This is a genomic window from Rubrivirga sp. S365, from assembly GCF_032248475.1.
Classification (GTDB): Bacteria; Bacteroidota; Rhodothermia; order Rhodothermales; family Rubricoccaceae; genus Rubrivirga; species Rubrivirga litoralis.
The window spans coordinates 2,722,401-2,743,688 of sequence record NZ_JAVTTN010000001.1 but is presented as its reverse complement, the minus strand read 5'-3'; the positions used below and the strand labels follow the sequence as shown (position 1 = coordinate 2,743,688).

Genomic DNA, 21,288 nt, shown 5'->3' with positions numbered 1-21,288 from the left:
CATGCGTACGCTCCTCCTCCTCGCCCTCGTCGCGTTCGCGGCCCCGGCCTCCGCCCAAGAGTCCTACGACCAGGACGTGCTGGGCACGCTCCTCGGTCGCGAGGCTCCGCTCCCGGCCGCCCCGCCCGCGTACGCCGTGTGGCACGTCGAGCACCCGTCGGGCAACTCGATCCTCGCGCGGCACGCGCTCTACGAGCGGGTCGGCGAGGGCGACGTGGCCCTGGGCCGCGAGCGGCTCGCGCTGGCCCAGCTCCTCGGCGAGACCGAGGCCGGCCTGCTCCGCACCGGCGACACGCTCGTCCTCCCCGCCCGGCCGGCCGACTTCGACCTGTCGCCGCTCGCCTACGCGCCGTACCCGCGCGAGTGGCCCGGCGCGGCCGAGATCGACAAGGTCGTCGTGATCGACAAGACGACGCAGACGTGGGCCGGCTACGAGCGCGGCCGGCTCGTGCGCTGGGGGCCGGCCTCGACCGGCGCCGCCGAGACGCCGACGCCGAGCGGCCGGTTCACGATGAACTGGCGCGCGCTCGAGCGCGAGTCGTCCGAGGCCCCGCCCGGTGAGCGGTGGCTCATGCGCTACGTCATGAACATCCACGCCGCGCGCGGCATCCACCTCCACCAGTACGACGTGGTCCCGACCGGCCCGCCGCAGGGCCACGGCTGCATCCGCATGGTGACGTCCGACGCCGAGTGGCTCTACGGCTGGTCCGACGGCTGGCAGACGACGGCGGGGCCGGGCGCGCTCGGCGGCCGGCCGACGGCGCCGGGCACGCTCGTGATCGTGCAAGGCGAGGAGCCCCGTGGCGCCCCGCTCCGGTTCGTCGATGGCCCGAACGGGCCGGAGCGCGTGGCCGTGACGCTCCCGCCCGACCCAATGGCTGTCCCCCGCGGCGACCGCTAGCCCGCCCCGCCCTCGGCGGACGACCCGGCGCTGGGCTACCCGCGGGCGGGGCGGTGGCTCGCGCGCCGCCCCGCCCGATTCTCCCACGGCCCTGCACGCGCCGTCCTCTCTATGTCCGCCCCCTCCGTTCCGGCCGCCGAGCCGTTCGACGCCGTCCTGCCGCCCGAGCCGGCGCCCGCCCCGCCCGCGTGGCACCGGGCGCTGTTCCTCGCGCTCGCCGCTGCGGCGCTGCTCCCCGTCGTGTCGCCGGCCGTCGCGCTGGGCGCTGGCGCCATTCTCGGGCTGACGCTGGGGAACCCGTTCGAGGCCGTGAGCGCGCGCGTCTCGAAGCTGCTGCTCAAAGCGTGCGTGGTCGGGCTCGGGTTCGGGATGTCGCTGCCGGCCGTGCTGGCGGTGGGGAAGGACGGGGTCGGGGTGACGGCGCTGGGGATCGCGTTCGCGCTCTCGGTGGGGCTCTTACTCGGGCGGCTCCTGCACGTCGAGCAGACCACGGGCGCGCTCATCTCGGGCGGCACGGCCATCTGCGGCGGCTCAGCGATCGCGGCGCTGGGGCCGGCGCTCGGAGCGGGCGCCGAGGCGATGGGCGTGTCGCTGGCGACCGTGTTCCTGCTGAACGGCGTGGCGCTGTACGTCTTCCCGGCCGTGGGGCACCTGCTGGACATGAGCCAGCACCAGTTCGCGCTGTGGGCCGCCATCGCCATCCACGACACGTCGTCGGTCGTCGGGGCGGCGGCGTCGTACGGGGCCGAGGCGCTGGCCGAGGCGACCGTCCTCAAGCTCACGCGGGCGCTCTGGATCGTCCCGCTCGCGCTGGGCGCGGCGCTGTGGCACCGGAAGACGGCGGGCGGGGCGGTCAAGGTGTCGATCCCGTGGTTTATCGGCCTCTTCGCGCTGGCCTCGGCCGTCGTCGCCGTGTTTCCGGCCGGCGCGCCGCTCTACAGCGTGCTCGTGGCGCTCGCGAAGCAGGGGCTCGTGCTCACGCTGTTCCTCATCGGCGCCGGGCTGAGCCGGGCCACGCTCCGGGCGGTCGGCGTGCGGCCGCTCGTGCAGGGCGTCCTCCTGTGGGTCGCCGTCGGCGGCGCCTCGCTCGCGGCGATCCTCGCGTGGGTGCCGTGAGCGGGGCGGCATTCATAGTGCGTGATGCGTGATGCGTGATGCGTGAGGGTGCCCTGTGAAGAGTCACGCATCACTCGTCACGTATCCGCCTCGTCACGCGTCCGCCGCCCGCCCGTGCTCACCGCCCCGCCCATGCTCACCGTCCTCGACTTTGTCGGCACGTTCGTGTTCGCCGCCTCCGGCGCGCTCCGCGGCGTCCAGCACCGGCTCGACCTGCTCGGCGTGGCCGTGGTCGCCGTGGCGACGGGCGTCGGGGGCGGCCTCGTCCGCGACGTGCTCCTGGGCGCCACCCCGCCCGCGGCGCTCGTCGACGAGCGGTACCTCGTGGTGTGTCTGGCCGGCGCGGCGCTCGCGGCGGCGGCGGCGGCCACGCTCGTCCGGCTCCGCCCGGCCGTCCAGCTTGCCGACGCCGTCGGCCTGGGCGTGTTCGCTGCGATGGGGGCGGCCAAGGGCGCGGCGTTCGGGCTCGGCCCGCTCGGCGTGATCTTGATGGGCGGGCTCACGGCGACGGGCGGGGGCGTCATCCGCGACGTGCTGGTCCTCGAAGTGCCGTCCGTCCTGCGGCACGACCTCTACGCGACGGCCGCGCTCGCGGGCGGGGCGGTGTACGCGGGCGGGGCGGCGCTGGGCATCGCGTCCGAGGTCGGGCTCGGGGCCGCCGCCGCCGTCGCGACCGGGCTCCGCCTGCTGGCGATGTGGCGGGGGCTGAGACTTCCGCGCCCGGCGGGCGTCTCGTAGCGCCCGCTCCCCGACCTCCGCCGCCTGTGACCCCTGACCCGCCGCCCGTGCCCGCCCCGCTCGCCACCGCCCCGCCCGCCGCCACGCCGTCCGCCGCCGCCACGCCCGCGTCGATTCCCCCGTCGGGCCGGGCGCTGCTCGTCGTGGGCATCGTCCTCGTCGCCCTCAACCTCCGGCCGGCGCTGGCGGGCGTCGGGCCGCTGGTCGCCGACATCCGGCTGGCGACCGGGCTGTCGAACACGGCGCTCGGGCTGCTCACGACGCTCCCGCTGCTCGCCTTCGGCGTCGTCTCGGCGTTCACGCCCGTCGTGACGCGGCGGCTGGGGATGGAGGGCGCGATCGGGCTCGCGCTCGTGCTCATCGGGGGCGGGGTGGCGGTCCGCGCGGTGCCGTCGGTGGCGCTCCTGTTCGCGGGGACCGTGGTCCTGGGCGTGGGCATCGCGCTGGGCAACGTGCTCCTCCCCGCCCTCGTCAAGCGCGACTTTTCCGACCGCTCCGGGCCGATGACGAGCCTGTATTCGAGCGCGATGGGGCTGGGCGCGACCGTCGCCGCGGGCGTGAGCGTGCCCCTCGCGGCCGCCGTCGGGTGGCGCGGGGCGTTGGGGGCGTGGGCGCTCCTGGCCGCCGCCGCGCTCGCCGTGTGGGCGCCCCAGCTCCGCCGCCGGACGCGGACGGCCCGGCGTGGGACGGTCCTCGACTCGCTCCGCGACCTGGGACGCTCGCGGCTCGCGTGGGCCGTGGCCCTGTTCATGGGCCTTCAGTCGCTGGCCTTCTACGTGATCCTCGCGTGGCTCCCGGACCTCCTCCAGAGCCGCGGGCTGAACGCGGAGGAGGCGGGGTGGATGCTCGCGCTCTCGCAGGCGGCCGGCATCGCGGGCTCGGCCGTCGCGCCGCTGTGGGCGGGGCGGATGCGCGACCAGCGCCCGATCATCTGGACGCTCGCCGTGCTGGAGGCCGTCGCGCTCGCCGGGCTGCTGTTCGCGGGGACGACGCTCGTGGGCGTGTGGGTCGGGCTCCTGGGGTTCGTGCTGGGCGGCTCGTTCGGGCTCTCGCTCCTGTTCCTCGCGATCCGCGCCGACACGCCCGAGACGGCGGCCGAGCTGTCGGGCATGGCGCAGTCGGTCGGCTACCTCGTGGCGGCCGTCGGGCCGGCGCTTTTCGGCGGGCTCCACGACCTGACCGGCGGGTGGACGGTCCCGCTCCTCTCGCTCGTCGTCGTGCTCGTCGTCAAGGTGGCCGTCGGGCTGCCGGCGGCGCGCGACGAGCAGGTCCGCCGCGCGGACGCGCCCGGCCCGTGAGGCGCCGCCCCGCCCGAGTGCGCGGGCGGGGTGGCGAGCGGGGCGGGGTGGAGGCGGCGTGCGCGCGGGGCTCCGCTGTCCGTAGGATGCGGCCGCGGGCCGGGGCCTCGGCCCGCTCTCCCTTTCCCGCCCCGCCCGCGTGCCGCTCCCCGACGCCACCCCGCCCATGACCCTCGGCCGTTTCGTCCAGCGCGTGCTCATCGGCTTCGTCGCCGTCGTCGTCGTCGTCGGGTTGTGGACGGCGCGCGACACGCTGCTCTACGGGTTCGCCGCGGCCGTGCTCGCCGTCGGCATCAGCATCCCGGCGGGGTGGCTCCGGCGGGTGGGGCTCCCGCGCGGCTGGGCGATCGCCATCTCGGCCCTGGGGATGGGCGTCGTGGCCGTCGCGCTCCTGCTGCTCGTGCTGCCGCGCCTGCTCAGCGGGCTGGGCGACCTCGTCGGCGGTCTTCCGGCGGCCATCGGCGGGCTGTCGGACGTGTACGCGGACCTTCGGACTCAGGGCGAGTTCTGGTACGAGGCGCTCCCGCCGCTCGACGGCACCGCGGAGCTGTCGACCGAGCGGGCGCAGGCGCTCCTCCGCCGCGTCGTCGAGGGCAGCCTGGCCGTGGCCCCGGTCGTGCTCGGCGGCGTGAGCACGCTCGTGGCCGCGCTCGTGCACCTGGGCATCGTCATCTTCGTCTCGCTCTTTTTCATCACCGACCCCCGGACGTACGTCCGGGGCAGCCTCTACCTGTTCCCCGAGCGCGCCCACGCCCGCGTCGTGTTCCTCTGGAACGAGCTCTACAGCACGGTGCGGACGTGGATCACGGCGCTCTCGCTCTCGATCGCGATCACGACGACGCTCGTCTGGGTGGTGCTGGGGCTGATCCTGGGGATGCCGGGCGCGCTCGTCGTCGCCGTCTTCGCCGGCATCGCCACGTTCATCCCCAACATCGGGTCGATTCTGCCGGTCGTGCCCATCGTGGTGTTCGCGCTGGCCAGCGGCGACCCGTCGCGGGTGTTCCTGTACGTCGCGGCCTACCTCGCCATCCAGCTTCTCGAGAGCAACGTGCTCACGCCGTCCATCGTAAAGTCGCAGCTGGCGATCCCGGCGGGCGTGGTGCTCCTGTTCCAGCTTGTCGTGACGCTGGCGTTCGGGGCGCTGGGGCTGCTCCTGGCCGTCCCGCTGCTGGCGTGCCTGATCGTCTTGGTCCGCGAGCTGTACAGCTACGACCTGCTCGGGCTGCGCACGCTCCAGATCGAGCTGTCGAAGACCGACGACGGGCGCCTCGTGCTCCACGAGACGGACGCGCTGCCCGACGACCCGCCGCCCGTGGAGGCGCGGCCGGCGGCGGCCGTGCCTGAGGCCGCGTCCTGACGCCCGCGTTCCACCCCGCCCCCCCGCCCGTGCTCCGCTCCCGCCCCGCCCGCTTTGCCGTGGCCCTCGCCGTCGCCGTCGCCGCCGGGTGCGCCCCCGACGGGCCGCCGCCTGCGGGCGGGGCGGCCGTGGGCGGGGTGGAGGAGGGCCGTGCGGCCGAGGGCGGGGCGGCCGCGCCTGACGTCCCGGGCGGGGCGGCCGAGGCGGGCAGGGTGGTCGGGGGCGAGGCGGTCGTCGGGCAGACGGTCTACGTCCCGGCCTACTCCCACATCTTCCACCAGGACGGCACGCGCGAGCTCGACCTCACGACCACGCTCAGCGTCCGCAACACGGACCCCGAGCGCGCGATCACCGTGGCGTCGGTGGGGTACTACGACTCCGGCGGCCGGCGCGTTCGGGGCTACGCCGAGCGGCCGTTCCAGCTCGGCCCGCTGTCGTCGGAGGCGTTCGTGGTCGAGGCCCGCGACCGGACGGGCGGCGTGGGCGCCACCTTCCTGGTGGAGTGGGAGGCGGCGGCCGAGGTGAGCCCGCCGATCGTCGAGGCCGTCATGGTGTCGACGGCGCAGAACCAGGGCATCTCGCTCCTCACCCGGGGCCGGGTGGTCCGCTCGCTGGGCGGGGCGGCCGCCCCGCCCGACCTCCCCTAGCCACCCCGCCCATGCCCTCCCGCTTCCAGACCGGCTTCGTCGCCGGCGCGCTCGGCGCGCTCGTCCTCGCCGCCCTGGTCTACGCCCAGTGGGCGGCCGGGTGGGGCGGCGCGCCCGGGTTCGTGGGGACCTACCGCACGGCGTTCGGGACGCACGGCGCGCTCGACCACGTGCTCGGAGCCGTCCTGTTCGCGCTCAGCGGCGGGGTCTGGGGGCTGATCTACGCGTGGCTCGTCCCGCGCTCGGCCGTCTGGAAGGGCATGGCGTTCGCGGTGCTCCCGACGCTGTGGTTCTGGGTCGTCGTGGCGCCGGCGACGGGCACGCCGATCTTTCTCGGCGGCGACGTGCGGGGGCTCGGGCTCTCCCTGTTCTTCAACGTGGTGATCTGGGGGGCCTTTCTCGGGTGGTACTGCACGCGGCGACCGGCGACGGCCTGAGCCGCTGGGGCGGGGCGGGGGCTAGCTTGGGCGCTCGCCGCCCCGCCCCGCCGCCCGTCTGGACGTGCCCCCGTTGACTCCGCCTGCCGCCGAGCCCCGGCCCGCCGCGCCGCGCGCGCTCCCGCCGAGCCCAGGGGCCGCGTCGTGATCGGCCTCGCCTTGGTCGCCGCCCTCGTGCTGGCCGGCGTCCACCTCGTGGCGGCCCGGCTCCGGTTCCTCGACGGCACGCCGCGGAGCCGGTGGCTGAGCGGGGCGGGCGGGGTGTCGGTCGCCTACGTGTTCGTGCACCTCATGCCCGAGCTGGCCGAGGGGCAGTCGGCGGCCTCGGCCCGGAGCGGCGGGCTGTTCGGGATGTTCGAGCAGGAGGTGTACCTGCTCGCGCTGGCAGGCCTGCTCGTGTTTTACGGCGCCGAGCGGCTGGCGAAAAAGTCGGGCGGCCTCCACCGCGGCGAGGGCGAGGCGGCCGGAGACGAGGACGCGCCGAGCCGAGCGGCGTCGGCGTCGGGGAACGGGACGGCGGGCGGGGCGGGGTTCTGGGTGCACCTGGGCTCGTTCGCGCTCTACAACGCCATCATCGGCTACCTCCTCGTCCACCGCGAGGAGCCGGGGGCGCTCGGGCTGGCGGTCTTCGCGGTCGCGATGGCGCTCCACTTTGTCGTGACCGACTACGGCCTCCGCACCGACTACCAGCGGTCGTGGGAGCGCGTGGGGCGGTGGGTGCTGGTCGCGTCCGTGCTGGCGGGGTGGGCGCTGGGGGCGGCGTTCGAGGTGTCCGAACTGGCGATCGCCGGCATCACGGCCTTCCTCGGGGGCGGGGTGATCCTCAACGTGCTCAAGGAGGAGCTCCCGGAAGAGCGGAAAAGCCGGTTCAGCGCGCTCCTCCTGGGCGCGGTCGCTTACGCCGGCCTCTTGCTCCTGCTCTGACACCGCGTGGCGATCCCGCCCCGCCCACATCCCACTCCGCCCGTGCTCCGCTCCTTTCTCGTCGCGCTCTGCCTCGCCGCCCCGCCCGCGCTCGCGCAGTCGGGCGGGGTGGGGTTCGCCTCGTCCGACGGGCGCGTCGTGGTCACCGTCGAGCCCAAGATCCACGCCGACGTCCGCGCGTTCCCCGGCGGACCCACGGGCGGGTCGCCGGGCTTCCTCCTCCGCCGCGCGCGGTTCGAGCTCGCCGCCGAGATCGACGGGCGGTACCGGGTGGTCCTGGAGCCGGGCTTCGGCGAGGGCGAAGTCGAGATCCTCGATGGCTACGTGGGGGCGGCGCTGGGGGGCGGGGTGGAGGCCCAGGTCGGCCGGTTCAAGACGCCGGTCGGGTACGAGTCGCTCTTGTCGTCGTCCGACCTCCGGTTCGCCGAGCGCGCGCTCCCGACGGCGCTCTCGCCGCGCCGCGACCTGGGCGCGATGCTGACGTGGGAGGCGGAGCACGTCGAGGCGCAGGCCGGCCTGTTCAACGGGGTCCCCGACGGGTCAAGCGCGAACCGCGCGTGGGGCGCCGGCCCGGACGCGGCGGCCCGCGTGTTCGCGCGGCCGGGCGGCCCGCTCGACGGCCTGGGCGTGGGCGTCGCCGTGGCGGCCGGGACCGAGCGGGGCACGGACGACGAGGACGACCTCGCCGACTACGAGACGTCGGGCGACCGGACCTTTTTCGACTACGCCCCGGGCGTCCGCGCTGACGGCGCGCGCCTCCGCCTCGCGCCGCAGGCGACGCTCGACGTGGGGCCGCTCTACGTGCTCGGCGAGTGGACGCTCGCGCGGCACCGGCTGGCCGGGCCGGGCGGCGGCGACGTGACGGTCGCGCACCGGGCGTGGCAGGCGGCGGCCTCGGTCGTGCTCGTGGGCGAGCCGCAGGGCGCCGAGCGGCCCGTGCCGCGGCGGTCCCTCACGGCGGGCGGGGCGGGCGCCGTCGAGGTGTCGGCCCGCGTCCACGGCCTGCACGTCGACCCCGACGCCGCCCCGCTCGCGGCGGCCGAGCGCGCGCAGCGGGCGCTGGCCTGGGCGCTGGCCGCCCACTGGTCGCCGGTCGCCGCCGTGCGGCTCGGCGTGACGGTCGAGCGGACGGCGCTCGACGGGTTCGGCGACGCCGCCGGCCCGCCCGACGAGACGCTCGTCGTGGGCCGCGTCCAGATCGACCTGTAGGGCGGGGAGGTACGGGGTACGGGGTACGGTTTTCCTCGGTAGGCTTCCCGGGCTGCGTACCCGGTGCCCCAGTGGGCGGGGCGGGGCGGCAAACCCCGCCCGGCCGCCGGCGTTGGACCGCCCCGCCCTTGCTCCGTTTTCGCCGCCCCGCCCCGTGCGCGGGGCAGGTCAACGCCCACGTCCGGTCGCTCGACGTCGACCTCCCCGCCCCCGGCTAGACGGGCGGGGCGGCCGCGTCCCGGTCGCCTGCCCCGCCCCGCCCACACCGGGCCGGTCCGCCGCCCCACACCCCGACGTTCCATGCGCGTGCTCGTGGTCGAGGACGACCCCGCCATCGCCGACTTTGTCTGCACCGGGCTCCAGGAGGCCGGCTACGCCGTCGACCACGCGGCGGACGGCGAGGAAGCGTACGCGCTCACGGTCAACGAGCCGTACGACGCGGCCGTCGTCGACCTCATGCTCCCGCGCCTCGACGGGCTCGGCCTCATCGAGCGGATGCGCGGCTCCGGCGTCGCCACGCCGGTCCTCATCCTGAGCGCGAAGCGGACGGTGGACGACCGCGTGCGGGGGCTCCAGGCCGGCGGCGACGACTACCTCACGAAGCCGTTCGCGTTCGCCGAGCTGCTGGCCCGCGTGCAGGCGCTCGTCCGGCGGAGCACGGGCGCGCCCGAGACCACGCGGCTCGTGGCCGGGCCGGTGTCGCTCGACCTCCTCGCGCGCGAGGCCACGCGCGCCGGAGAGGCGCTCGACCTCCAGCCCCGCGAGTTCTCGCTCCTCGAAGTCCTCGTCCGCAACGCTGACCGCGTGGTCTCGAAGACGGCCATCCACCAGGCCGTGTGGGACTTCGACTTCAACCCGCGCACGAACGTCGTCGAGGTGCTCGTGCACCGGCTCCGGCAGAAGGTGGACGAGCCGTTCGAGCCGGCCCTCATCCACACCGTCCGCGGCGCCGGCTATGTCCTCCGCACGCCCTGACGCCGGTCTCCCCGCCCCGCCCCGCCCGGCGGCGCGGGCGGGCGGGGCGGGGTGGCGGAGCCCGTTCGGGGTCCGCCTCGCGCTGAGCTACGCGGCGCTCTTCGCCGTCAGCGCGGCGGTGTTGCTGGGGCTGGCTTATGCCGCCTACGGGTTCGTCCTCGCGCGCCAGGACGCGGCCTACCTCCGCGACCAGCTGGGCGCCGTCGAGCGGGTGTACGCGGCCGGCGGGGTCGACGGCGTCCGCCGCTACGCGGCCCGGCTCCAGGCCGACGACCGCGGCGAGGAGGTCCTGATCCGGATCGCCGGGCGGGGCGGGGCGGTCCGCCTGCTCGTGCTCCCGGACGCCTGGCGGCCCGGCGACGTCGGCGCGCTCGACGGGCCGCTCGGCCAGACGCCGGCGGTGATCGTGAACGCGCGTGAGCGGCAGACGCTCGACGTGCTCGCGCGGCGGCTGGCGTCGGGCGACGGGCTCCAGGTCGGGTTCAGCTCCGACGAGCGCGACGACGCGCTCGAAGCGCTGCCGCGCGTGTTCCCCGTCGTCGCCGTGCCGCTCGTGCTCCTGGCCCTCCTTGGGGGCGGCGTGATGGCCGCGCGCGCGCTCCGTCCGGTCCGCCGGATCGTCGCTACGCTGGAGGCGATCACGGACACGGGCGACGTCCGCCGCCGGGCGCCGGTCGAGCCCGAGCGGGGCGAGCTGGCCGACCTGCTCCGCCTGTTCAACCGGACGCTCGACCGCGTCGAGGCGCTCGTGGACCGGCTCGGGCACACGCTCGACGACGTGGCCCACGACCTCCGCACGCCGCTCACGGCCGTCCGCGGGACGGCCGAGCTGGCGCTCCGCCGCGACCGCGAGCCCGAAGCGTACCGCGCCGCGCTCGCGCGCGTGGTCGAGGCGGCGGAGGCGGCCCAGGACACGCTCGACACGGTCCTCGACGTGGCCGAGGCCGAGAGCGGCGCCCTCCACCTCGACCTCGCGCCCGTCGACCTCGACGGCTTGGCCCGCGACGTGGCCGACCTCTACGAGCTCGCGGCGTCGGAAAAGAACGTCACGCTATCTGCCGACCTCGGGCGGGGCGGTGCGGTGCGGGCCGACGCCGCGCGGCTCCGCCGGGCGCTCGCCAACCTCGTCGACAACGCGGTCAAGTACACGCCGCCGGGCGGCCGCGTGACGGTGACGACCGGGCGGGACGCGGGCCGTCCGGGCGGGGCGGAGGCCTGGGTGGCGGTCCGCGACACGGGCGCCGGCATCGCCCCCGACGAGCTGGAACGCGTCTGGGACCGGCTCTACCGCTCCGAACGGACGCGCCACGAGCGGGGGCTCGGGCTGGGGCTGGGCCTCGCCCGCGCGATCGCCGAGGCGCACGGGGGACGCGTTACGGCCGAGAGCGGGGTGGGAGAGGGCTCCACGTTCACGCTGGCGCTCCCGGTCGATGGGCCGGGCGGGGCGGCCTCGGGCGGGGCGGCGAACCTGTCGGTTTTGTAAGCGGCCCGCAAGGGACGGGCAAGGGCGGGGCGGTACGAGGGGCACAACCACCCCGCCCCGACCCATGAAGACTCTCATTTCCGCCGCCGCCCTCGCCTTCGCCCTCGCGCCGGCCGCCAGCGCCCAGACCACCCCGCTCGACGAGTGCGGCCCGCTCCAGGGCACGATCCGCGTCGCCGACGGCGACCTCATTCAGCCCGACATGGCCCGCGTGTCCCCGGAGGACGCCAGCGACGCCGCCCTCCGCGCCGTACCGGACGCGACCGTGACCGAAATCGAGCTGGAGGAGGAGGACGGCTTCCTCGTCTACGAGGTCGACCTCTGGCGCGACGGCGTCGAGTTCGAGGTCGAGGTCGATGCCGGCACCGCCGAGGTCCTGTGCGCCGAGCGCGACTAGTCCACGCTGCGGCCCGGCGGGGTTCTCTGCCGGGCCGCCCAGACGTTTGACCGTCTCCGACCTATGCTTTCCCGCCTCCTCCTCGGCGCCCTCGCCGTCCTCGCCGTCGCCTTTGGCGTCTCGCAGCTGGCGGACCGCCCCGCCCCCGAGTGCGGCCCCGTCACCGGGACGCTCCCGGCCGACGCCCGCCCGACGGTGTCGGTCGAGGACGCCCGCGCCGCCGCGGTCGTCGCCGTCCCCGGCGCCGTCGTCGCCGACGTCGATCTGGACGACGAAGACGGCTTCCTCGTCTACGAGGTCGAGCTGACGCAGGACCGGGCCGAGTTCGACGTCGTCGTCGACGCGGGCTCGGGCGAGGTCCTGTGCTTCGAGCGCGACTGATCCCATCCCCCCGACCCATGACCGCTCTCCACGCTGCCTGCCTCGCCCTGGCTCTCTCCGCCTGCGGCTCTGAAGTCTCCGCCGACTCCGCCCCGCCCGCGACGCGTCCCGCCCCGGCGGAGGCCGCCCCGCCCGGCGCGCCGTCCGCGAGCCCGTACCGCTTCGACCGGCCCGTCGCCCGCTTCGAGTTGCCCGACGAGCTGGTCGAGATCTCGGCCCTCACCGTCCTCGACGACGGCTCGCTCGGCGCCGTCCAAGACGAGGACGGCGACCTCTACGTGCTCTCCCCCGAGACCGGCCGCGTGACGGCCGTCGTCCCGTTCGGGCCGCCCGGCGACTACGAGGGGATCGAGCTCGTGGGCGACCGCCTGTTCGTGCTCCGCGCCGACGGCGCCGTCCTGGAGCTCGACGGGTGGGACGGCGACGAGGCCCGGGCGACGACGTATGAGACCGGCCTGGGCGCCAAGGCGTGCGACGCCGAGGGCCTGGGAACGGACGGGGAGCGCCTCCTGATCGCGTGCAAAAAGGAGGACGACGACGGCTTCAACCGCGTCTACGCCTTCGACCTGGACGCGAACGCGCTCCTCTCCGAGCCCGTCCTCGTGCTCGACCGCGACGCCGTGCCGGGCGAGAAAAAGCTCCGCCCGTCGGCTCTGGCCGTCCACCCCCTCACCGGGCACACGGTCGTGCTGTCGTCGAAGCGCGAGGCGCTCGTGTCGCTCGACGCCGACGGCGCCGTGGTCGACGCGTGGGACCTCGGCCCGGCCGCCTTCGAGCAGCCCGAGGGCCTCGCGTTCCTCCCCAACGGCGACGCGTTCGTGTCGAGCGAGGGCGGCGACGGCCCGGCCGTCCTCGTCCGGTTCGCCTACGAGCCGGCGCCGTAAAGGCGGCCACCCCGCCCGCGGATCGGCCGCCTGAGCTCCGCCCCGCCCGTGCCCGAAAGGCGGGGCGGGGCGGCGCTATGTTGCCCGCCCCCCGAGCCCGCCCCGCCCATGCCGACGACCCTGTCCGACGAGGAGGCGCAGTTCGTCGACGACATCGGCCACATCCTGGAGGACCACGGGCGGCCCCGGATCGCCGGCCGCATCCTCGGGTGGCTCCTCGTCTGCGAGCCGCCCCACCAGTCGTTCGACGAGCTCGTCGAGGCGCTCGGCGTGAGCAAGGGGTCGGTGTCGAGCATGACGCGGCTCCTCGTCGACGGCGGCCTCGTCGAGCGCGTCGCGCTCCCGGGCGACCGCCGGACCCACTTCCGCATGGCGCCCGACGCGTGGGCGCGCGTGCTCTCCTGGACCACCGACCGCGTCCGCCGGATGCACGGGGCGGCCGAGCGCGGCCTCGCCCTCGTCCAGGAGCGGTCGCCCGAGGCCGACCCGTGGCGGCTCCGCGAGATGCGCGACCTCTACGGGATCGCGGCCCGCCAGCTCCCCGAGGTGGCCGAGGCCTTCGAGAACGCCCGCCGCCGCTGACGCGGGCGGGGCGGGGCGGCTGAGGCGACGGCGGGCGGGGCGGCCACCGGGCTCCCGACGCGGACGGGCGGCCTTTCCCCTAGAAAACAATGGGGCACGCCACCCCGCCCGGTGCCCCACCTTGCGTGCGGACCTCGTCAAGCTGCTGGGCGGGGCGGTAAGCGTGGAGGGGCGCCGACTTGGCGCCCACTTCATGCAACATCGGTCGGGCGGTGGACGTGTAGTCACGCAGGTTCAGTGAGTGCTGAACCAAACGATCAAGCCGCCCCCCATGCGTCGTCTCGTCTCCCTCGGCCTGTTCGCCGTGCTCGCCTCCGGCGCCGCCGCGCAGGACGTCCCCCGGGTCCCGCGCCCCGACTCCACGGCCGCCGTCCTGCCCGACTCGGGCGTCGTCCCGATCAACCCGCCCGAGCCCACCGGCCCGGCCGCCCCGCTCAGCCTGGAGGCCGCCGTCGCGCGCGCGCTCTCCGAGAGCGAGGAGGTCGAGCTCGCGCGCTCCCAGGTCGACCTCGCCGAGACCCAGGTCGACGCCGCCTACGCCCAGCTTTTCCCCCAGGTCAGCGCCAACCTGGGCTACCAGCGGACGCTGGCGTCCCAGTTCGACTCGGGCAACGGACTCGAGATTCCCGACTCGCTCCAGTTCCGGCCCGACCCGACCGCCCCGCTCGAAGAGCGCGTGTCGTACCTCGAGCAGAACGCGTCGAGCGCCGCGTTCGCCGCGCTCGGCGGCCTGTTCGAGGGGCTCCCGTTCGGTCAGGAAAACGCGTACTCCGCCTCGCTCAGCGGCTCGCAGGTCCTGTTCGCCCCGCAGGCCTTCGTCGGCACGCGGATCGCGAAGGGCGTCCGCGAGGCCGTGACGTACAACGAGGTCGAGGAGGTCGCCGACGTCCGGCTCCAGGTGGAGCAGGCGTACATCCAGGCGCTCGTGGCGCAGGAGCTCGTCGGCATCTCGCAGGCCGCCATCGAGCAGGCGCAGGCGTTCCTCGACGAGGAGCGGCTCCGGCTGCGGGCGGGGCGGGCGTCCGAGCTCGAGGTGCTCCGGGCCGAGGTCGACCTCGAAAACCTCCGCCCGCAGCAGGTCCAGGCCCAGAACGCAGCCGACCTCGCCGTGCTCAACCTGAAACGGCTCGCGAACGTCCCCTACGACCAGCCGGTCGTGCTCACGACCGACCTCACGCTCCCGCCGCCCGCCGCCCTCGCCGACGTCGACATCGACCCGGCCGCGTCGACGGCGCAGCGGGCGGCGATCCTCGCGGCCCAGGCCCAGGTGGGCGTCCGCGAGCAGCAGGTCCGGCTCCAGAAGGCCGCCTACCTCCCGTCGGTCGCGCTGACGACGAACTACGGGCAGACCCTTTTCCCCTCGTCGATCTTCGCCTTCGACGGCGACCCCCGGACCGACTGGACCGTTTCGCTCGGCGTCCAGATCCCCATCTTCGACGGGTTCCGCCGGCGCGCCCAGGTGGCCGAGGCGCGCGTCGAGCTGTTGCAGGCCGAGCTCCAACGCGACCAGCTCGTCGAGGCCGTCCAACTCCAGGTCGAGCAGGCCCTCCGCGAAAAGCGCCGGGCCGCCGCCCTCATCGCCGCCCGCCAGACGACGGTCGACCAGGCCGCGCGCGTCTACCGGCTCACCGACCTCCAGTACCGCGAGGGGCTCGCGACCCAGCTCGAGGTCTCGAACGCGCGGCTCGGGCTGCTCCAGGCCCGGAGCAACCTCGTGCAGGCCCTCGCCAACTTCTACACGGCCGACACCGACCTCGCCCGGTCGATCACCGACGCCACCGGCACCCCGTCCCCGTTCTCGATGGGGACCGGCCAGCCGCTCGCCGACCCCGCCGACGCCGCCCCGCCCGCTCCGTCGGACACCGTGCCCGGCACCCTCACGCCCACCGACGGCGGCACGCCGCTTCCGTCCGACGGCTAGCGCGCGGGCGGGGTGGCCCCTTGCCCCCCCGCTCCGGCAGCCCTCTTCCCACCCCGCCCCTTTGTCTCCGACCGTGATGACCGCGACCCCCCGCCGGGCGCTCCTCGCCCTCCCGCTCCTCCTCGCCCTCGCCGCGTGCGGCGGCGACGAGGCCCCCGACCCCGCCGAGGCCGAGGCCGCCCCGCTCGTGCTGGCCTCGACCGACGTGGCCGCCGTCGAGCGGGGTGAGATCCAGTCCGGCATCCAGATCACCGGCACCCTCGAACCCGCCCAGCAGGTCGACGTCAAGGCCCAGGTCGGCGGCACCCTCGGGAGCCTCCGCTACCAGGAGGGCGACCGCGTCTCGCGCGGGGCCGTCATGGCGACGGTCATCGCCGAGGGCGTCCGCAGCCAGGCCGCCGCCACGCGCGCCGGCGTCGGGAGCGCCGAGGCCGGCGTGACGAGCGCCGAGGCCGGCGTCTCGAGCGCCCAGGCCGGCGTCGAGGCCGCCCAGGCCCAGCTGGCGCTCGCGCGCGAGCAGGCCGCGAGCGCCCAGCTCCTCTACAACGAGGGGGCCATGTCGCGGCTGGACTACCAGGCCGCCCAGGCGCAGGTCGAGGCGGCCCAGGCCCAGGTCGCCTCGGCCCGCGCCAACCTCACGGCCGCCCGCGGGCAGGTCGCGGCCGCCCGCGGCCAGGTGGCCAACGCGCAGTCGCAGGCCACGGCCGCCGGCGAGCAGGCGGCCCGGACGACCGTCCGGTCCCCGCTCTCGGGGTCCGTCAGTGCCCGCCCCGCCGAGCCCGGCGAGGCCGTGGCTCCCGGCCAGACGCTCTACACCGTCGTCAGCACGAGCGCCCTCGAACTGCGCGGGCAGGTCGGCGTCGGGGAGGCCGGCCGCGTCCGCGTCGGCGACCCCGTCGTGTTCCAGATCGACGGGTACCCGGGCCAGACCTTCCGCGGGTCCGTCTCGCGCGTCGTCGCCACCGCCGACCCCGCCTCGCGCCAGGTCTCCGTGTTCCTCCGCCTCCCGAACCCGAGCGGCCTGGTCGGCGGCCTCTTCGCGACCGGCACCGTCGTCTCGGAGACGCTCGACGACGCGCTCCTCGTCCCCGAGAGCGCCGTCCGCACGCGCCAGACCGAAGACGGCGAGGCGGCGTCCGTGCTCGTCGTCCGCAACGACGTGATCCGGCAGCAGCCCGTCGGCATCGTCCAGCGCGACCCGTCGCGCGGCGTGATCGCCGTGCAGGGCGAGATCCAGGCCGGCGACCGCGTGGTCGTCGCGCCTACGACCGACACCGTCGACGGCGCCCGCGTGCGCCTCGCCGGCGCCTCGTCCAGCGCCGCCCCGCCCCGCCCGGCCGCCGCGTCCGCGGTCGCCCCTCAGTAAAGCCGGTGAGCCGGCGGGTCCACCCAGACGCCCAGGGCGCCGGACCCCCGACGAACCGCCTCCGTGAATCGCCCCGAGCCCGCACTCCGATGACTGACCAACCAAACGACGGCCGCCCCCACGGCGACGGCTTCTCGGACGACCCCGGCTACCACGCGGCCGAGGTGCCCGCCCCGGCCGCCGAGCCCGACCTCGATGAGGACCGCTACTCCGGCCTGAGCGGCGTCGCCATCCGGCGCCCCGTGTTCACGTCGATGATCATGCTCGGGCTCATCGTGCTCGGGCTGTTCTCGCTCAGGAACCTGCCCATCGACCAGTTCCCCGACGTCGAGATCCCGGTCGTCACCGTGACGACCGTGTACCCGGGCGCGAGCCCCGAGACGATCGAGCGCGAGGTGTCCGAGCGGCTCGAGCAGGCGTTCAACCCGGTCGAGGGCGTCGACGGCATCACGTCGATCTCGCTCGAGGGCGTCTCCCAGATCATCGTCGAGTTCGACCTCGACCGGAGCTCCGACGACGCCGCCAACGACATCCGCTCGAAGATCGCGACGGTCCGCGCCGACCTCCCGGCCGACATCGAGGAGCCGCTCGTGCAGACGTTCGACCCGTCGGCCCAGCCCATCGTGTCGCTGGCCGTCTCGTCGACCGCGCTCCCCATCCAGGACCTCACGTCGCTCGCCGACGAGGACATCCGGCGCCAGCTCGAAGCCGTCCCCGGCGTCGGCGAGGTGCAGGTGGCGGGCGGGTTGGCCCGCGAGATCCGCGTCAACGTCGATCCCGCCCGGCTCCAGGCTCAGGGCGTGAGCGTGAACGAGGTGATCGGGGCGCTCCAGGCTCAGAACCTCGAGGTCCCCGCCGGCCGCGTCGAGCGCGGCACGGCCGAGCAGCTCGTCCGCGTCGTCGGCCGCATCGAGGAGCCCGACGAGTTCAACGACATCGTCGTCGCCAACCGCGGCGGCACGCCGATCCGGCTGGGCGACGTGGCGACCGTCCGGGACGCGACCGAGGAGGAGCGGTCGGTCGCGCTCGTGAACGGCGAGCGGGCCGTGGCCCTCAACATCCTCAAGGTGTCCGGCTCCAACACGGTCGACGTGGCCGAGGGCGTGCGCGAGACCGTCGCCGAGATCCAGGCCGCCCTCCCCGCCCAAACCGAGCTCCAGGTGATCCGCGACAACTCGGTCACGATCGAGCACTCGGTCAACGACACGCTCTTCGAGCTGGTCCTGGGCGGCATCCTGACGGTCGTGATCGTCATGCTCTTCCTCAACGACGGGAAGGCCACGGTCATCACGGCGCTCGCGCTGCCCGTGTCGGTCATCGCGGCGTTCATCCTCATGGGCGTGCTCGGGTTCACGCTCAACATCATCTCGCTGCTCGCGCTCTCGCTCTCCATCGGCATCCTCATCGACGACGCCATCGTGGTCATCGAGAACGTCGTGCGGCACCGCGAGATGGGGAAGGGCTACTTCGAGGCCGCCGCCGACGGCACCAAGGAGATCTTCCTCGCCGTCATGGCGACGACGCTCTCGATCGTGGCCGTCTTTGTGCCGGTCGCGTTCATGGGCGGCATCGTCGGCCGCTTTTTCTACCAGTTCGGGCTGACGGTCGCCTTCGCGGTCCTCGTCTCGCTCTTCGTCGCGTTCACGCTCACGCCCATGATGGCCGCCCACTGGGGCGTGGACCCGCACGTCGAGGGCGGCCACGGGGCGCCGTCGAAGAATCCGCTCAAGCGCGCTATCTCGGCCTTTAACCGCTGGTTCGACCGGACCGCGCTCCGCTACCACGGCATCATCGAGTGGGCGCTCCGCCACCGCAAGACGACCGTCCTCGGGGCGACGGCCCTGTTCGTCGGGAGCCTGTTCCTGTTCCCGCTCATCGGCGGCAGCTTCCTGCCGCCCCAGGACCAGAGCCAGTTCGTGGTCCAGTTCGAGACGCCGGACGGGTCGAGCCTGACCTACACGCGCGACAAGGCCGAGCAGGTCTCTAGGGCGCTCCGCAGCCTCGACGGCGTGGACTACACCTACACGACGGTGGGCGCTGGGCAGACCGGGACGGTCACGTCCGGCGAGGTGTTCGTGTCGCTCGTCGGGACCGGCGAGCGGGACCGGACGCAGCAGGAGGTGCAGGCCGCCGCCCGCGAGACGCTCGCGCCCCTCTTCGGCGTGACCACGTCGGTGCTCGACGCCGGCGGCATCGGCGGGGCGGTCGCCCCGCTCGCCGTCGAGGTGCGGGGGCCGGACGTCGAGGGGCTCCAGGAGCTCGCGCAGGCCGTCGAGGCCGAGGTCGCCGCGCTCCCGGAGGTCGTCGACGTGCAGAACTCGCTGGGCCAGCCGCGGCCGGAGTTCCGGATCGCCGTCAACCGCAACGTCGCCAACGAGCTCGGGCTGACCGTGGGCGGGGTGGCGGGCACGGTGCGGCCCGAGCTGGCCGGCCAGGAGGTGACCACCTGGCAGGACCCGACGGGCGAGGAGCGCGACGTGGTCGTCCAGGTAGCCCCGGAGCTCCGCCAGTCGGTCCGCGACATCGCGCAGATCCCGATCGCGACGCCGCAGGGCGGGTCGGTCCCGCTCGAGCAGATCGCGGCCATCGAGGAGGGCACGGCGCCGTCCCAGATCGACCGGACCGACCTCCAGCGGACGGCGACGATCTCGGGGAGCCCGGCCACGGGCCTCTCGGTGTCGGAGGCCACGCAGGCCATCCAGGCCCGGCTCGACCAGATGGACATCCCGGCCGGCTACACGGTCGGGTTCGGCGGCGAGACCGAGCAGCTGGCCGAGACCGGCGGCTACGTGATCCAGGCCATCCTGCTCGCCATCATCCTCATCTTCCTCATCCTGGCCTCGCAGTTCGAGTCGATCACGCAGCCGTTCGCGATCATGATGTCGCTTCCGCTGTCGCTCATCGGCGTGTTCGTCGCGCTCCTGCTCACCAACGACACGTTGAACATGATGTCGATGATCGGGGTGATCCTGCTCTTCGGCCTCGTGGTCAAGAACGCGATCCTGCTCATCGACAACGCCAACGAGCGGCGGCGCGAGGGCGTCGATCGGTTCCAGGCGCTGGCCGAGGCCGGGCAGGTCCGGCTCCGGCCCATCGTCATGACGACGCTGGCGATGATCGCGGGCATGCTCCCGAGCGCGCTCGCGCTGGGCGAGGGCGGCGGGTTCCGCGCGCCGATGTCGCGGGCCGTGATCGGCGGCCTCATCACGTCGACGATCCTCACGCTCATCGTGGTGCCCGTGGCCTACACCTACTTCGACGACCTGGGCGCGTGGTTCCGCGGCAAGCTTGGCCGCGAGGACCCGCACGGCGACCCGACGACGGAGCCGAGCGCGACCGAGCGCCCAGACCCCGCCCTCGCGCCCGTCCCCGCCCTGGACTAAGGCACCCTCCGGATTGGGTACGGGGTACCGGGTACGCGGTACGGTCCTGCACATGCGCGGCGCTTGCGTACTCCGTACCGAGTACCCTGTACCATCCCGAACCGTGCTCTAGGGCGGGGCGGGGACACATACTCACCAGGGGGCCACCCGCCCAAACCCGCCACCCCGCCCCGTGTACGTCTCCACCTCCGAGGCCGCCCCGCCCGCCGGACCCCGTGTCCGCTCTGCGTACTTCGTGGGGGCCGTGGGCGAGGAGCACCGCGAGGCGTTGCTCGGCGACCTCCTGCGGTGGGCCGAGAGCGGCCCGTTCCGGCTGCTCGTCTTCGCCGAGGACGTCCTGGTCGTCGACGAGAGCCTGACGAGCGACGAGTTCCGCGTCGGGCGGGCGCTGCGCCGGCCACCGCTGTCCGGCGCCGTCGACCGGATCGCCCTTGTCGGCGCCACCCCGCCCCCCGCCGACCGCCCCGCCGGCGGCCCGTCGGTCCGCCGCTTCGGCGACGACTGGCAGGGCGCGCTCCGGTGGCTCCACGAGCCCACCTCACCCCTGACCCGATGACGTCTGAGAAGCCCCTCCCGACCTGGAAAGAGCGCGCGCAGGAGATGCTCCGGGCGGCGATCCTCGACGCAGCCCGCGCCACGTTCGCCGAGCGCGGCTACCTCGGCGCGACGGTGGACGAGATCGCCGCGCGCGCCGAGGTGGGCAAGGGGACGATCTACAACCACGTCGAGGGTGGCAAGGCTGGCCTGTTCGTGGCCGTCCTGGGTCAGCACTTCGACGAACTCCACGCCCTCGCCGACCGCCACCTGGCCGAGGACGGCACCCCGCTCCGGGGCCGCTTCCACGCGTTCGCCACTCGCGTGGCGGCCTACTTCGAGGCCCACCGCGATCTCCTGCGCGTCCACCTCCGCGAGGTCCCCCAACTGCTGGCCGCGGGCGGGGAGGGCGAGCAGGCGGAGGCGCTCCGGGCGCGGCGCGACGGGCTCGTCGAGGCGCTCGTGCCGCCCATCGAGCGGGCCGTGGCGCGCGGCGAGCTCCGCCCGGTGCCGGCCCGCCTCACGGCGCATGTCGCGTTCGGGGCGCTCATCGGGACGCTCATCCAAACCGTCGACGCGTGCGCCGCCCCGCCCCGCTCGGGTGGACCGGACGCGGGCGGACCCGGCGCGGGCGGCGTGGCCGACTACCTCACGGCGCTCCTGTTCGACGGTGTCGCGGCGGGGCCGGTGGAGTAGCGGCCACCCCGCCCGCTCCGCAGGGGCGGGGTGGGAGAGGGGCCGCCCCGCCCTCGGAG

General features: G+C 75.0%; 21 protein-coding genes. 20 read left to right on the top strand and 1 reads right to left on the bottom strand.

Features of this window, described 5'->3' with window-relative positions:
- Position 1 precedes the first annotated feature (1 nt).
- From RQM47_RS12060 to RQM47_RS11990, 15 genes are all read left to right on the top strand, one after another.
- Positions 2–901 carry a L,D-transpeptidase gene (locus RQM47_RS12060; RefSeq protein ID WP_314009159.1) on the top strand — a complete coding sequence of 300 codons (900 nt, stop codon included), beginning with the start codon at positions 2–4 and terminating at the stop codon, positions 899–901.
- A 111-nt stretch (positions 902–1,012) separates the two neighbouring features.
- Entirely contained in the window at positions 1,013–2,017 is a 1,005-nt protein-coding gene (locus tag RQM47_RS12055; protein WP_314009158.1) for a YeiH family protein, read from the top strand.
- 132 nt (positions 2,018–2,149) lie between these two features.
- Positions 2,150–2,755 (top strand): trimeric intracellular cation channel family protein, encoded by a 606-nt coding sequence (locus RQM47_RS12050; protein WP_311662159.1) that lies wholly within the window; start codon positions 2,150–2,152, stop codon positions 2,753–2,755.
- Positions 2,756–2,802: 47 nt separating this feature from the next.
- Positions 2,803–4,053, top strand: a complete 1,251-nt coding sequence (locus RQM47_RS12045; RefSeq protein WP_314009156.1) for an MFS transporter — start codon at positions 2,803–2,805, stop codon at positions 4,051–4,053.
- 166 nt (positions 4,054–4,219) lie between these two features.
- Positions 4,220–5,410: an AI-2E family transporter gene (locus RQM47_RS12040; protein WP_311662157.1), complete on the top strand. Its 1,191-nt coding sequence runs from the start codon at positions 4,220–4,222 to the stop codon at positions 5,408–5,410.
- A gap of 29 nt (positions 5,411–5,439) precedes the next feature.
- The gene (locus tag RQM47_RS12035; protein WP_311662156.1) at positions 5,440–6,057 is read left to right on the top strand and encodes a DUF3124 domain-containing protein; all 618 of its coding nucleotides are present in this window, start codon (positions 5,440–5,442) and stop codon (positions 6,055–6,057) included.
- A gap of 11 nt (positions 6,058–6,068) precedes the next feature.
- Positions 6,069–6,494, top strand: coding sequence for a hypothetical protein (locus RQM47_RS12030; RefSeq protein WP_311662155.1), 426 nt, complete (start codon positions 6,069–6,071; stop codon positions 6,492–6,494).
- A gap of 144 nt (positions 6,495–6,638) precedes the next feature.
- A complete protein-coding gene (locus RQM47_RS12025) occupies positions 6,639–7,418 on the top strand; it encodes a hypothetical protein (RefSeq protein WP_311662154.1) in 780 nt (259 codons plus the stop codon).
- Between the two features lie 42 nt (positions 7,419–7,460).
- On the top strand, positions 7,461–8,627 hold the full coding sequence (locus RQM47_RS12020; RefSeq protein WP_311662153.1) for a porin: 1,167 nt from the start codon (positions 7,461–7,463) through the stop codon (positions 8,625–8,627).
- Between the two features lie 300 nt (positions 8,628–8,927).
- A complete protein-coding gene (locus RQM47_RS12015) occupies positions 8,928–9,602 on the top strand; it encodes a response regulator transcription factor (RefSeq protein ID WP_314009155.1) in 675 nt (224 codons plus the stop codon).
- Positions 9,583–11,085 (top strand): sensor histidine kinase, encoded by a 1,503-nt coding sequence (locus RQM47_RS12010; RefSeq protein WP_311662151.1) that lies wholly within the window; start codon positions 9,583–9,585, stop codon positions 11,083–11,085. The genes RQM47_RS12015 and RQM47_RS12010 overlap by 20 nt, the downstream gene beginning before the upstream one ends.
- A 64-nt stretch (positions 11,086–11,149) precedes the next feature.
- The gene (locus RQM47_RS12005; protein ID WP_311662150.1) at positions 11,150–11,482 is read left to right on the top strand and encodes a PepSY domain-containing protein; all 333 of its coding nucleotides are present in this window, start codon (positions 11,150–11,152) and stop codon (positions 11,480–11,482) included.
- 63 nt (positions 11,483–11,545) lie between these two features.
- Positions 11,546–11,863, top strand: a complete 318-nt coding sequence (locus RQM47_RS12000; protein WP_311662149.1) for a PepSY domain-containing protein — start codon at positions 11,546–11,548, stop codon at positions 11,861–11,863.
- Positions 11,864–11,880: 17 nt separating this feature from the next.
- Positions 11,881–12,747 (top strand): SdiA-regulated domain-containing protein, encoded by an 867-nt coding sequence (locus tag RQM47_RS11995; RefSeq protein WP_311662148.1) that lies wholly within the window; start codon positions 11,881–11,883, stop codon positions 12,745–12,747.
- Positions 12,748–12,855: 108 nt separating this feature from the next.
- On the top strand, positions 12,856–13,329 hold the full coding sequence (locus tag RQM47_RS11990) for a GbsR/MarR family transcriptional regulator (protein ID WP_314009154.1): 474 nt from the start codon (positions 12,856–12,858) through the stop codon (positions 13,327–13,329).
- A 79-nt stretch (positions 13,330–13,408) separates the two neighbouring features.
- Here the strand turns inward: RQM47_RS11990 and RQM47_RS11985 are convergent, their stop codons facing one another.
- Positions 13,409–13,531, bottom strand: a complete 123-nt coding sequence (locus RQM47_RS11985; protein WP_314009152.1) for a hypothetical protein — start codon at positions 13,529–13,531, stop codon at positions 13,409–13,411.
- 69 nt (positions 13,532–13,600) lie between these two features.
- Here RQM47_RS11985 and RQM47_RS11980 point away from each other — a divergent pair, with 69 nt between their 5' ends.
- The 5 genes from RQM47_RS11980 (at position 13,601) to RQM47_RS11960 (ending at position 21,229) form a co-directional block, all read left to right on the top strand.
- Positions 13,601–15,250 (top strand): TolC family protein, encoded by a 1,650-nt coding sequence (locus RQM47_RS11980; RefSeq protein WP_314009150.1) that lies wholly within the window; start codon positions 13,601–13,603, stop codon positions 15,248–15,250.
- A 76-nt stretch (positions 15,251–15,326) separates the two neighbouring features.
- The gene (locus RQM47_RS11975) at positions 15,327–16,616 is read left to right on the top strand and encodes an efflux RND transporter periplasmic adaptor subunit (protein WP_314009148.1); all 1,290 of its coding nucleotides are present in this window, start codon (positions 15,327–15,329) and stop codon (positions 16,614–16,616) included.
- 89 nt (positions 16,617–16,705) lie between these two features.
- Entirely contained in the window at positions 16,706–19,999 is a 3,294-nt protein-coding gene (locus RQM47_RS11970) for an efflux RND transporter permease subunit (protein ID WP_314009146.1), read from the top strand.
- A 172-nt stretch (positions 20,000–20,171) separates the two neighbouring features.
- Positions 20,172–20,555 (top strand): hypothetical protein, encoded by a 384-nt coding sequence (locus tag RQM47_RS11965; protein ID WP_311662143.1) that lies wholly within the window; start codon positions 20,172–20,174, stop codon positions 20,553–20,555.
- Positions 20,552–21,229: a TetR/AcrR family transcriptional regulator gene (locus RQM47_RS11960; RefSeq protein ID WP_311662142.1), complete on the top strand. Its 678-nt coding sequence runs from the start codon at positions 20,552–20,554 to the stop codon at positions 21,227–21,229. Before RQM47_RS11965 ends, RQM47_RS11960 begins: the two co-directional genes overlap by 4 nt.
- Positions 21,230–21,288 lie beyond the last annotated feature (59 nt).